Source organism: Desulfatiglans anilini DSM 4660 (assembly GCF_000422285.1).
GTDB lineage: Bacteria > Desulfobacterota > DSM-4660 > Desulfatiglandales > Desulfatiglandaceae > Desulfatiglans > Desulfatiglans anilini.
This window is the reverse complement of sequence record NZ_AULM01000027.1, coordinates 1-12,834: the sequence shown is the minus strand read 5'-3', so window position 1 is coordinate 12,834 and position 12,834 is coordinate 1. Positions and strand designations below refer to the sequence as shown.

Annotated in this window: 12 protein-coding genes; 7 read left to right on the top strand and 5 right to left on the bottom strand. The window is 56.7% G+C overall.

What is annotated here, in order from left to right; genetic code table 11:
- Nucleotides 1-367: 367 nt before the first annotated feature.
- The 6 genes from H567_RS0115690 to H567_RS0115665 all read left to right on the top strand — a co-directional run bounded on the left by H567_RS0115690 (nt 368) and on the right by H567_RS0115665 (nt 7,775).
- Nucleotides 368-970 (top strand): histidine phosphatase family protein, encoded by a 603-nt coding sequence (locus H567_RS0115690; RefSeq protein WP_028322132.1) that lies wholly within the window; start codon nt 368-370, stop codon nt 968-970.
- A 23-nt stretch (nt 971-993) separates the two neighbouring features.
- Nucleotides 994-1,563, top strand: a complete 570-nt coding sequence (locus H567_RS0115685; RefSeq protein WP_028322131.1) for a CBS domain-containing protein — start codon at nt 994-996, stop codon at nt 1,561-1,563.
- Between the two features lie 108 nt (nt 1,564-1,671).
- Nucleotides 1,672-3,147 (top strand): SLC13 family permease, encoded by a 1,476-nt coding sequence (locus H567_RS0115680; protein ID WP_028322130.1) that lies wholly within the window; start codon nt 1,672-1,674, stop codon nt 3,145-3,147.
- Nucleotides 3,148-3,429: 282 nt separating this feature from the next.
- Nucleotides 3,430-4,851: a transferase gene (locus tag H567_RS0115675; protein ID WP_028322129.1), complete on the top strand. Its 1,422-nt coding sequence runs from the start codon at nt 3,430-3,432 to the stop codon at nt 4,849-4,851.
- 11 nt (nt 4,852-4,862) lie between these two features.
- Nucleotides 4,863-6,332: an ATP-binding protein gene (locus tag H567_RS0115670; protein WP_028322128.1), complete on the top strand. Its 1,470-nt coding sequence runs from the start codon at nt 4,863-4,865 to the stop codon at nt 6,330-6,332.
- A gap of 6 nt (nt 6,333-6,338) precedes the next feature.
- Entirely contained in the window at nt 6,339-7,775 is a 1,437-nt protein-coding gene (locus tag H567_RS0115665; protein ID WP_028322127.1) for a sigma-54-dependent transcriptional regulator, read from the top strand.
- A 67-nt stretch (nt 7,776-7,842) separates the two neighbouring features.
- Here the strand turns inward: H567_RS0115665 and H567_RS0115660 are convergent, their stop codons facing one another.
- The 5 genes from H567_RS0115660 to H567_RS0115640 form a co-directional block, all read right to left on the bottom strand.
- On the bottom strand, nt 7,843-8,271 hold the full coding sequence (locus tag H567_RS0115660; RefSeq protein WP_028322126.1) for a response regulator: 429 nt from the start codon (nt 8,269-8,271) through the stop codon (nt 7,843-7,845).
- 130 nt (nt 8,272-8,401) lie between these two features.
- Entirely contained in the window at nt 8,402-9,064 is a 663-nt protein-coding gene (locus H567_RS25335) for a histidine kinase dimerization/phospho-acceptor domain-containing protein (RefSeq protein WP_051185002.1), read from the bottom strand.
- Nucleotides 9,061-9,435, bottom strand: coding sequence for a response regulator (locus H567_RS0115650; protein ID WP_028322125.1), 375 nt, complete (start codon nt 9,433-9,435; stop codon nt 9,061-9,063). Before H567_RS0115650 ends, H567_RS25335 begins: the two co-directional genes overlap by 4 nt.
- Entirely contained in the window at nt 9,410-11,173 is a 1,764-nt protein-coding gene (locus tag H567_RS0115645; protein ID WP_028322124.1) for a sensor histidine kinase, read from the bottom strand. Before H567_RS0115645 ends, H567_RS0115650 begins: the two co-directional genes overlap by 26 nt.
- A 57-nt stretch (nt 11,174-11,230) precedes the next feature.
- Nucleotides 11,231-12,469, bottom strand: a complete 1,239-nt coding sequence (locus H567_RS0115640; protein WP_028322123.1) for a response regulator — start codon at nt 12,467-12,469, stop codon at nt 11,231-11,233.
- Nucleotides 12,470-12,589: 120 nt separating this feature from the next.
- On the opposite strand from H567_RS0115640, the gene H567_RS0115635 reads away from it, so the two are divergent.
- Nucleotides 12,590-12,834: transposase (locus tag H567_RS0115635; RefSeq protein WP_028320644.1), on the top strand; the 245-nt coding region annotated here is incomplete at its 3' end.

Below are 12,834 nucleotides of genomic sequence, written 5' to 3'. Positions count from 1 at the left end.
GGACAACGACTGGTTTGGGTGCGAACCGGAAGGGATGAACAGACACGGCGAGGTTCCTCATCCAGACATGCGGGTTTATGTTAATGCCTTTAAAATCGAGCTATTGAACGGAGACGACCCGCGGCTCGCCTTGCGACCGACCATACAACAGGACCCCGGGATTGGCGAAAAGGCCCTTTCCGGATGGGGTCCAAAACGGCGGCAGCCTCACAGGCGAACGTGCGTGCCGACACCCGGTCCGATGCCGCCCCGAAAGACTGCTTCCGGGTAAAGTACGTTTAAGTTTGGGTATATACAATATTCAAGGCGTTACATAAAGCCTAAATTTATTTGACATAAAAAATGATGCTCACTATGATCGCCTGCTATGGCGCGACGCAACCGTTTGTACCTTGTGCGGCATGGGCAGATAAACGGACATGAGCACAATCCTATCCACGGCCATACAGAGACGGGGCTGACCGAGACCGGTGTGCTGCAGATGCACCACCTTTCAGAGCGGCTTCGATTTCTGGATATCAAGGCCATTTTTGCGAGCGATCTCGAACGTTCCGCTGCCGGCGCCCGATGGATTGCCCGATACCACGAAGCCCCCGTGGAGTTGGTACCCGACCTGCGCGAGATGTATTTCGGTGAGTGGGAAGGCCTCACCCTGGAGGAAGTCTGCCGGCGTTTCCCTGAAGCGTTGGCGAGGCGCCAGGCGGATCTCGTGAATTTCTCCGCGCCGGGTGGCGGGGAATCCATGGCCGGTTTTGCCGAGAGGGTCCTCAGCTGGCTGAAGCGCCGATTTGCGAAACAGGGTCCGGGAGACTGGGTGCTGGTGGGACACGGCGGTGTGAACCGGGTGATCATCTGCGATGCATTGGGGCTTTCGCTGGCATCCATGTATTCGCTGCAGCAGGACTACGGCTGCCTGAACATCATAGACTATTTCGATGATGGGACGCTGGTACGCCTCATGAATGGATAAAACCCATATAGGTGGGAGGAGCGATGAAGACGATTCTGGTCAGAGATTTGATGGTGCCTTTGAAAGAGTATGCCACCGTCTCGGAGGATGCCTCTCTGTTCGAAGCGGTGATGGCGCTCGAAGATGCTCAGAAGGCCTTCGATCAGACCCGTTACCGCCACCGCGCGGTGCTCATCAAAGATGCGGAGGGAAAGGTTGTCGGTAAGGTCAGCCAGCTGGATGTCCTCCGAGGCCTTGAGCCGAAATATCAAGAGGTCAAGGAAAAGGACTCTTTCGCCCGGTTCGGTTTGACCAAGACCCATCTCAAATCCATGATGGAGCAATTCTCCTTATGGGATAAACCCCTTACGGATATCTGCTCGAAGGCTTCCCGGATCCGGGTCAAGAACCTCATGTACAAGCCGACGGAAGGGGAGTACGTCAAGGCGGAAGCGACGCTGGACGAGGCGATTCATCAGTTGATCATGGGGAGTCATCAATCCCTCCTGGTGTTGTCGGAGGGAACGATTGTCGGCGTTCTGCGTCTGTCGGATGTTTTCTTGGAGGTTTGCGAGGCCATCAAGGCCTGTGAAATTCCGCGGGGTGCCGACTGAGGGAAAAGGCCTTCGTCGGTTTTTGAGGCTGGGTGATCGGAAACCCGGCCTTCATGGATCGATCATTTCCGGATAGACAATGACTAACACAACGGGAGGTTTTTCCCTATGTCAGGTGACTATGCTGATGCCGCCGCTAAGGGCAAGATCAATTGGCGCAGGCTGATTTTTCTCTTTACCGGGGTGTTTCTTTTTGCAGTGGTATACTATTCGCCGCCGTGGCCCGATGCCATCGACCCGCAGGGCAAGCACTTCGTTCTGAGCAAGGAGGGGAAGGGCGCCTTGGCGGTTTTTCTTCTGGCCGGGACCTGGTGGGTCTTCGAGGTAGTGCCGATCGGGGTGACGAGCCTCGCCATCGGCGTGCTGCAGGCCCTTTTTCTGATCCGGCCGGCCAAAGTGGCTTTCAAGGATTTCATGGACCCGTCGGTCCTCTTCATCTTCGCCTCCATCGTCATCGGACTGGTTTTTACCAAGACCGGACTGACGAAACGGCTCGCCTACAAGATGCTGGATATCGTCGGCGAAAAGACCAGTATGATCTATCTGGGGTGCTTTCTGGTCACGGCCGCCCTGACGCATATCATGGCCCATACAGCGGTGGCGGCGACGATTTACCCCCTCCTGCTGGCGATCTACAATCTGTATGGCGAGGGGGATAAACCCACCAAGTTCGGCAAGGGCCTCTTTATGGGCATGGCCTACGTGGCGGGTGCCGGCAGTATCGTCACCCTGCTCGGGGCGGCGCGGGGCGCCGTGGCGCTCGGGTTTTTCAATGACATTGTCGGGCGGAATATCTCCTTTTTCGAACTGACCTATTACATGTTTCCGGTCGGCTGGCTGATGACCTTCCTTTTGTGGGGGTTTTTCCTGCTGTTCTTCCGGCCGGAAAAGAAGGTGATACCGGGGCTGCGCCAGAAGGCCCGGCAGCTCAACAGCGAGTTGGGGCGGATCACGGGAAAGGAGATCCTGGCGGCGGCCATCGTCTTGGCCTGCATCGTGACGATGTCTCTGCGTTCCTTCATTCCGGCGCTGGAACCCATCGACAAGACGGCCCTGATCCTGATCTCCACCATCCTCTTTTTCATCTTCAACATCCTGACCCTCAGCGACCTCGAGGAGATTCCCTGGAACATCATCCTGCTCTTCGCCGGCGCGATGAGCATCGGCTTCTGCCTATGGGAGACCGAAGCGGCCAAGTGGCTCGCCGTGAACTGGCTGGCCATGTTCAAAGAAGCCAACTGGTTTGTTTTCGTGATGAGCATCGCCTTTTTCGTCATGATCATGACGAATTTCATCATGAACGTGGCCGCCATCGCCATCTCGCTGCCGGTGGCCTTCGTGATCGCGCCCTATCTCGGCGTAGCCCCGGAAGTCATCCTTTTTGCCGCCCTGGTGACGGCCGGCATGCCGTTCCTCCTGCTCGTAGGGGCCGCACCGAACGCGATCGCTTATGATTCCAAGCAATTCACGACGGGCGAATTCTTTCTCATGGGCATACCGGCCAGCATTCTTCTGATGGTGGTGGTGGCGTTTGCTGTCGCTGTTTTGTGGCCGATTATGGGGATGCCGGTGACGACCCCTTAACGAAAACGTGCCGGTCCGAAGGAGATTGTGTGTTGCAATGTCGCTCCAAGAAGGATGCTCCGGCACGGCAAAGTTTCCAATCCGGAAATGAGGATTTTGGGCCAATGTCAAGGCGATCAAGCGTTTGCGCGGAGGCGACCTGGTGGTCGCTGCACAAGCAAACGTGCAGATCAACGCCGAGATTGGCCCAAAAGACCATTTCCGGATGGAAACGAACCAGTTAGAGGATCATAACGTGCCGACCAGTACCGGATGACGGTGTCAAGGTTGAGGGGGATAGAGATGAAAGAACTGGAAAAACTGATCGAGCGGGTCGTCAATCGTATCAATATCAATCTAAGGGAGCCGGCTTTCGACAGTGGTCCTTATCTGCGCAGCATCGTGCCTCTCAAGCAGTTTGGCCGGTTCTACGCCTTCTATGCCTTGACGCCGCACCATCCGCTGCATTTCCGCTTTCATGGATCGAGTCTGGGAGGGAGCTACTTTCTCGGGAAGTGCTTTGTCGATCATTCCGTGCTTTACAAGAGCGATATCCGGGGCGATGAACTGAAATGCAGGGGGGATGTGTTCCGTTACGGCGGATTGGAGATCCCGCTCCATGACGACGAAGTGATCCACATCAAGGACAGCTATCTTATCAAGACCCTGGTCCACAACTATTCCCACGACCCTGAAAATCTAGAAGAATTCCTGATCTGCAACACCGCATCCACCCACTATGCGAATATCCACGGTTCCACCGTGGAAGGGTGTTTCCTGGGGCCTTTCAGCACGGTGGATCTGACCACCTTGCACGATTGCGTTATCGGGGCCTTTGCCTATGTCCAGGTGGGAGAGATGTCGCATGAGTGGGTGCCCGCCGGGGAGATCCGGATCGAGGCGGGGGATCGCTTCCGGTTCAACTACCACTTCGATGCGGACCTTCTCAAGGCCTACATCCATATGGAGCCCGGGACGATCCCGGAAGGGATCCTGATGGACTTCATGGAAGACCGCAAGACCGAATTCCAGAGGATCTTCGACGTGGTGCATCTCAAGGCGCCGGTTCCGATCCTCCCGGGGACCTCTCTCAGCCGGTACGCCGTCGTTAAGGGGGATACCCATGTCGACGCGAACGTGCTCGTCGCGCAGCGGGCGTATCTCGAAGATGCCTGGCTCGGGAGAGGTGCCAATGCCCAGGAAAACTGCTGCATCATCCATTCGCGGCTGGAGGGCGAGAATGTCACCGCTCACGGCGGTAAACTGGTCCGCACCCGGCTGGGGAAGAAGGTGTTCGTGGGTTTCAATTCCTTCCTCAGGGGGATGGAGGATGCGCCTCTGACCATCGGAGAAGGCTCCGTCGTGATGCCCCACACGATCATCGACATCCGGGAACCGCTCGAAATTCCGCCGAACCACTTGATATGGGGGCTGATTCGAAACCGGAAAGATCTGAAGGTCCACAGCCTCGATCTCGACAATTTTGCCAAGCTCAGGGGACGTTATGATCTTGGGCGGATGCGGTTCGAAGGGGACGGGGCGGTTTTTGTCGAAGCCTTTCGCCATCGCATCGAGCATATCCTCGAGGCGAACGGTGCCTATTTCGACGGCCGCAGCAATCGGGGCCACGCCCAGAAGGACCAGGACATCTCGTACAACATGATTCAGCCCTACCCGAAAGGAAGACTCAAGGGGCTTTATCCGAGCATCGATATCCGGCCCTGAGTCGATAGCCGATGGATTTATGGAATCAGGTCAGCTTGCGGGTTCGGATCTATTCGATCCTGGGGGCGCTGGTCTCGATTACCCTTCTGGGCGGTGTCGTCATGATCTGGTACACGTACCAGATGGAGCACCTGACGACCGATGTGGTCGAACGGCACATGGCTGCGTTTCAGGCCGCCGAAAACCTCGAGTCCGCTCTCGTCAATCAGAAAGGCTTCGTTTCTTACTATTTCCTGGATGGCAACCCTGACTGGCTCAAACAGCTCGGAGAATACCGGCAGATATTCAAAGAACGTCTAACGCAGGCCGAAAGCCACGCGGCTACGGAGGAGGAAAAGCGGGCGGTTGCCGAGATCGGCGAGGAATACGAGCATTACGTGGCGGCGAAGGATGTCGTGATCGAATGTTACCGGGCGGGTGAGCGGGAGAGGGGTGCACAGCTCCATGACCATGTCCGGCGGGTCTTTTTCAAGATCCTCGATCTTTGCGAAGGCTACAAGGCCATTCATGCCCAGCGGATCCAGGAGGTGAAGCAGGAGAGCCTTCTTCAGGCGCGGCGATTGAGGACGGTGGCAGGCACCGCCATGGTGATCGTCGTCATTCTGGGTCTGCTGTTCGGCCTCATGCTGATCAACCACATCCTGGCGCCTTTGCAGGGGCTCGCGCGTTTGACAGCGGGGAAAGCCGATTTCCCGGACTCGAAAAACGAGGTCAAGGCATTGAGCCGTCGGGTTCATGGTTTGATGGAGGATATCGACCAGACCCATACGGAACTTCGCAAGAGCCGCGAGACCCTCCTGCAGGCGGAAAAGATGGCCCTGGTCGGAAAGCTGGCTGCCGGGACTGCCCACAGCATCCGCAATCCGTTGACTTCCGTCAAAATGCGTCTCTTCTCCCTGAACCGGTCGCTCGATCTCACTCCGACACAGAAAGAGGATTTGGACGTGATCTCGCAGGAGATCCGCCACATCGATACTATCCTGCAGAATTTTCTGGAATTTTCCCGGCCGCCGAAATTGAAGATCCAGGAGGCGAGTCCTTCGGAGGTGGTGGACCTGGCGGTTCAGTTGATGCGGCATCGCCTGGAATCCTATAACGTCGCGGTGAGGCTCCATCGGCATGAGGTCCTGCCGAAGATTCCCCTGGACCCGGAGCAATTGAAAGAAGTCTTTGTCAACCTGATCGTCAATGCCTGCGAAGCGATGCAGGGGGGAGGACTGATCGACATCTACGAGGTGACGGCCTTTGACGATCGGCTGGGGCGGGTGGTGCGCATTCGGCTGGCGGATGACGGCCCGGGTATGTCCGAGGCCTTGCAGGAAAAGGTCTTCCAACCTTTCTACACGACGAAAGAGGAGGGGACCGGACTCGGTCTCAGCATCGCCGCGCGCATCGTGGAGGAGCATGGCGGGCGCATCGATCTGTCATCGACGGAAGGGGAAGGGACCGCTTTCACCATCACGTTGCCTATCCAGGAGTAAGATGCCTTGAGTACCATCTTGATCATCGACGATGACGATCAGCTGCGGAAAAGTTTCGAGAAGCTGCTTTCGGCGGAGGGTTACGATATCCGCTGTGCGGCCTCGGGAGAGGCGGGGCTCAAGCTCGTCGAGACGGAAAGCTTGGATCTGGTGGTTCTGGACATGCGCCTGCCCGGCATGAACGGGCTCGAGACCTTCGAGGCGATCCACGCGATCGAGCCGAAGCTTCCGGTTATTATCATGACGGCTTACGGAACCACCGAAACAGCGATCGAGGCGACCAAACTGGGGGCGTTCGATTACATCCTCAAGCCGTTCGATATCCCTGACATGCTGGTGGTCATCGAAGAGGCGCTGGAGGCCGGCCGCTTCATGCGCTCCCCGGTCGATATGAATGCCGTGCCCGGGCAGCAGGGGGTCCGGGAGGCTATTATCGGTCGAAGCAAACCCATGCAGGATGTGTACAAGGCGATTGGGCGGGTGTCTTCGACGGATGCAACGGTGCTTATCCGGGGCGAATCGGGCACGGGGAAGGAGTTGGTGGCGCGCGCGATCTATCAGCACAGCCTTCGGAACGACAAACCGTTTCTCGTGATCAACTGCGTCGCGATTCCCGAAAACCTTTTGGAAAGCGAGCTGTTCGGGTACGAGCGGGGGGCCTTTACCGGTGCGTCGCACCGCCGCGTCGGAAAGATCGAGCAGGCCAACGGTGGAACGGTTTTCCTCGATGAGATCGGTGACATGCCTTCGAGCATTCAGGCCAAGATCCTGCGGCTTCTGCAGGAAAAAAGCATCGAGCGGCTCGGAGGTCGGGATACGATATCGGTCGACGTGAGGATTCTGGCGGCGACCAACCGGAACCTGGAGAAGGCCTTGGCCGAAGGCCGCTTCCGCGAGGATCTTTACTATCGATTGAAGGTCGTCACGCTGTGGCTTCCCCCCCTGCGGGAGCGACGGGACGACATCGAGCTCTTGACACGGTATTTTCTTTCCCGGTATTCCCGCGAAATGGGGGTCGACAACCCGGGCATAACGGCGGAGGCACTGCAGATCCTCAGGCAGTACCCCTGGCCCGGGAATGTCCGTGAGTTGGGAAACTGCATCCAGAAGACGCTCATCTTCAACAGAGGCGCTCCCATCTCACCGGAGGACATCAACCAGGCCATCAGCGGGCAGGGCAATGTCGAGGGGGGGGGCGCTTTCGCCGGCGATGAAGGGGTTCAGCAATGGATCGTGAACGCGCTCACAGCAGGGGGCTCCGACAATCTGTTTGAAAGCTGCATGGATCGCTTCGCAAGCATGTTGATCAGCGAGGCGCTGCGTATAACGGGCGGTAACCGGTCCCGTGCGGCCAAACTGCTCGGCTTGTCTCGTCCGACTCTTCACTCCAAGATCGAAAAATATCATCTCAAATTCGAGACATCCGTCAAGGAAACCTCCTGATGGTCCATTGCCCGCCCGCGTGCCTTCCTGGTCCCAGGGCCTTCGTCTGACGTGCCGGTGCGTGGACTCACCACGCACGCTCGGACATGATCTTCTTGATCTTTTCTTCGGTCTGTTTTTCTACGAGGATCATCTTTTTCGCTTGGGCCTTCTGGATCTTTTCGGTGAGAGATTTGAGATCCGCCGGCTTTTCGAGAAAATCGGTGGCGCCGAGTTTCATAGCCTCGATGCCCTTTTCGATGGTTGCATGCCCCGTCAATAGAATGATCTGGAGTTCGGGCCTTTTTTCCTTGAGGGTTTTCAAGACCTCCAGCCCATCCATCTCGGGCATCATGAGGTCCAGAACGATCGCATCGAAGGATTCGGACTCGGCCTTCTGGAGGGCCTCTTTAGCCGAAAGGCTGGTGTCCACATTCATGCCACGGGCCCGCATACGTTCCGCCAGGCTGTCAAGAAAATCTTCCTCGTCGTCCACAAGCAAAACTTTTTCCGCCATGGTTGCCTCCTCGCTTTTCCATCATAGATACAGCGGTTCACTAAGTTCCTTCATGCCCGGATGTGAGAATGGTCTGTCAAGCCTTTATCAACGAAAGTAGCGTCTTTCAATTTCTTCGCCCTCACGTTTGTCAGGGTTGCAGCTGTTTTGGCAAAGCGACGACAAGCCTCTCGTTTGCCTTTTCTGTGAGCAGCCGTGCACCAAGGGCATCGAGCAGGATTTTTTCCTCCTCTCCAGGAAAAGTGTCCGGGACCCCATGGACAAAGCCCTCAGCGCCGCTGAACTGGATGCGGACCTCTTCAGCGCCTTCTTCGATCGTCATGCGAATCCGTTTTTGGCTGTCGGCAAAAGGCAGGAGAAAGCGGATACAGTGCCAGAGCAGGTTTTGGAGTCTGAATGGGTCGGTCAGGATCTGGACGCCGCCCTTTGCTTCTGCCGGCTCGAGGGTGACGCTCTGTCTGTCGGCGAGCCGGTGAGCCAGCGAAGACATGAAATAAAGGGTGTCTTGCAGGTCGATCTCTTTCAAAGGGTCGTCCACGCTGTGGGCAAAGCGGTTCATGTTCTTCACGATCCCGTCTGCGCGCTGGATCTGCTTTTGAATGCGGCCGGCTACCGTTTTCAGGCGCTCTGGATCGAGGGGAAGGCCTTTTTGGGCCATCAGGGTAAAATCCTCGATCAAACCAGCCGATTCGTTGATGATGGCCAGTGCGTTTTTGAGTTCGTGTGATATAGAGGCCGAAATGGTCCCAAAGAACACCAACCCAGTGCGAGCCCCGGTGTCGCATCGGTTCATGAAAGCTTCCCCTCCGACTGCATCACTTCCTGCATTTTTTCTACCAGGATCTCGATCCCGACAGGTTTTACGAGATAAAACGCCTCGCCCGCCTCGGCGGCGCCGGTCCGGAAATCCGCTTCAGAGCCGTGCCCGGTCATGAAAATGAATTTCATCTTCGGCCGCAAATCCTCGAGTTTCTTTTTCAGTTGCAGCCCGCTCATCTTGGGCAGTTTGATGTCCAGAACGGCTATGTCGTAAGAGGTCTTTCCTACAAGTGAAATAGCATCTTCGACCCTCGCCGCCCAATCAGCCTCGATTCCCCGCATATTCAATCGCTCGGCCAGCGTGGAGACCAATTCCTCCTCATCGTCCACCAGCAGCACCCGCATTTGCCTCTCCTCCCTTCCTCTTTTGGGTTAGGGGTAAAGTGATGGTAAAAACGGTGCCCTTGCCCAATTGGCTTTCAACGTCGATGTGACCTCCCAACTCCTGAACGAGGCCGTAGGTGATGGATAACCCGAGCCCGGTCCCCCCCTGCTTGGTTTTGGTGGAGAAAAAGGGTTCGAAAACCCGTTTCATATCTCCTTCGGGAATGCCGCATCCGTCATCGGCTACACTCACTTTAACATGTTTTTCGTCCACGTGGGTAGCGCCAATCGAGAGGTGGCCGCCGTCGCGCATGGCGGCGAACGAATTGTTGATGAGATTCAACAGAATCTGCTGAAGTTTGCTCCGATCCATCTGAAGCTCGGGCAGATCTTCGGGGACCTGCAAAGACACTGCGATGGAGCGGTATTCGGTTTCTTTTCCCAGAAACCCGAGGACCTCCAGGATGGCTTCCCGCAGTTGGAGCGGTACGATCTGGCTGTCGTCCATGTGCCGGGCGAAATTCAGCAGGCGCCGGGTGATGGTTGCACAGCGGGCGACGGACTTCAGGATGCCGTCCAGGAGGCGGATGAGTTTTTCGTCCTGCGCATAGCGCTGGTCAAAGGCGAAGAGATCTTTGATGAGCCCCGCCTTTTCGTTGATGATGGCAAGCGGATTGTTGATTTCGTGTGCCACTCCGGCGGCCAGACGTCCGATGGAGGCCATTTTGTTCGCGTATTCGACCTGGTGGAGGGTGGCGACCCGCCGCTGGTCAGCGGTATGGAGCTGTTCGACCAGATAGGTCGCGACCCCCAGGATGACTAGGAGGATGATCAGGATACTGACCGCCAGAAACCCCAGCAGCTGCATGTTGGCACGGGTCCAGGATTCGATCAGCTCACGTTTGTGCTTGCAGATCATGAGGATAAACGGCGTGTCCCTAATGTAGGCGTAGCCGACGACGAGCGGGTCCCCATCTTGAGTCTCATGCTGGACGACTCTCGTCTTGTCGGAAAATTCAGGCGTGGGCGAGTGTATTTTCTGCAGCACATCTCCATAGAAGCGCGAGGGTGTCTGCAGGATTCCCTGGTGGTTGATGAGAAAGATATCCCCCAGGCCGCCGACTTCCATATCGAAGAGCAGGCTGTTGAATTCCTGGGTGTCGATAGAAGCCCTGACTACGAAAAAGGAGCCGTTTGGCAGGGAGTGCTTGACGGCGATGATCAAGTGAGGCACCTGGCGAAAACCCAGGAAGACGTCACTGACATGCATCCCCCGCTCCACGACCTGCTGATACCAAACTTCATGAGAATAATCGACGCCTTCGAGTTCGTAGGGTCCCACATAGGTCCGCTGACCGCCCAGGGCGTCGACAACGCCAAGGTCGGTAAAGCCGCCGAAGGCCTCCTTCAGGTGTTTCAATAATTCAGCGAGGCGCACGGGGTCGTGCAGGGCCTCGAAGGAGTTGTCCTGAACCACGAACTCCAGGGCGGCGGCCCGTTCGAACAGAAAAAAGGAGACGGCCCGGCGGGTGTTGGAGACCAGTCTCGCGGTACGGAACTGGATCTCCGCCTCCGTGGCCTTCTGGGTGACCTTGTAATCGATGAAAGCCATGAAGAGGAGCGGTATGATGGTCACCCCGGCCGTCAGCAGGACGGTGAGCTTCCAGATCCGCCTGAAGTTGAACAGGTGCTTGTAGGGGCCGGCGGCGATGTCCCGGTGGTCCCAGAATTTCGGTTTGAGCGATATGGGCGCTGCCATGAGTTATGCCTTCGAGGGCCATTGTGCTTTGGTTCGAACGACCCGGGAAATCCCGGTTCAGCTGCTTTGTGCGCCGCTCTGCGCCTTGCGCTTCTGGATCTGTTCGTTGGCCTTCTTGAGGGTGTCACTCAACAACTCGATATCCACCGGCTTTTGAAGATAAGCGAAAGCGCCGAGATCCATGCAGACCTTCCGGTCGGCCTCGGATCCATGCCCGGTCAGGATGATCACTTCGATCTCGGGCTGCGTTTCTTTGACGCGCCGCAGCACTTCGATGCCGTCTATTCCGGGCATCTTGAGATCCAGGATCATGACCTCGGGCTCTTCTTCCTTGACCAGGGTGAGGGCCGATTCGCCGTCATAGGCTATGGCCGACCCCATATCCCGCATGAGGAGACGCTCTGACAGGGTCTGAACAAACTCCCGCTCGTCGTCAACCAGCAGCACTTTTGCCGGGACTTGAAAGTCGTATTTCCGGTAGATATCCGCCTGGTAAAAGCCTTCGCCAACCTTGGTCTCGACGGACTCGACACCGGGTACCCGCTCCGCAATGGATCGGAGTTCTTCTTCGAGGCGGCTCAGCAAAAGGGTGTGCTTGTTGATGGTCAACGTGACGCGGCCGTCTTTCGCCCTGACGAGGATGTTATGCCCCTCCTTGGCAAGCGCCACCTCGACCTCCGCCGCAAGACGGAAATCCTCGACGGCCTTCCGGGATCGGGAAGTGGTTTTCACCACATCCTTGGCGAGGTTTTCCTGAACGAGCTTAACCGCCTGTTCTGCGCTGAGCTTGTCCATGGGGAGTACGATGTCGTAAAGGGAGGCATCCCACGGATCCTTTTTACCGAAGAGGATATCGACCCAGAGTGCGCGCTCCTCATCCTGGCGGTGAATCAGGCGAAGGGCTTCTTTTTCATTGAGCCCTTCCATTCTGGCGGCATTTTCCAGCCGGAACCGCATCTCGGCAATGAGACAGACTCGCAGTGCATGGGCGATATGTGGTCCGACCAGCAGACTTGAAAAACCGCTGATCAACAGGTTGTCACGCTCGAGAATCTGCGCCAGGGCCAGGCGGAGACAGGCGATGGATCGTTCCTTTTCGTGGGTGAATTTGTTGAAGATCGATGTCTTCGCGCTGAAGGCCTTGGACAGCTTGCCTTCATCCATGCCCGAGATCCGGCTCGCGCCTGCGACCACATCGGCATCGGTAATGTGCTCCGCCCCGGTTGTCTTGAGCAGACCCTGCAACACACCGGCTTCATGACAAAAGGTACCGTTGAAAACAGTGATGATGGACATGATGTGACCCCCCATTCGTGGAGAAGTGATAGCCTTAGTGCTTATCCGTAAATAAAATGTACTTTTCTCACGACTTTTGCTATCCTGGCAGCCATCTTGAACCTTTACGATGGAGGCTCTATGACAAAAATTCAGTCGTGGGAAGTATCCGATGCCTTTTGGGAAAGGGTTAAGCCCCTTGTGCCGGCGCCCGAGCGGGATCCACAAAAATCTTACAAGCGCAAAATCGGCGGGGGAAGAAAGCCGATGCCCCCCCGGCAGATTTTTGAAGCCATCATGTACGTGCTCAGAACCGGCTGTCAGTGGAAAGCGCTTCCCAAAGAACGTTTCGGAAGTCCCAGCGCGATCCACACCCATTTCATGCA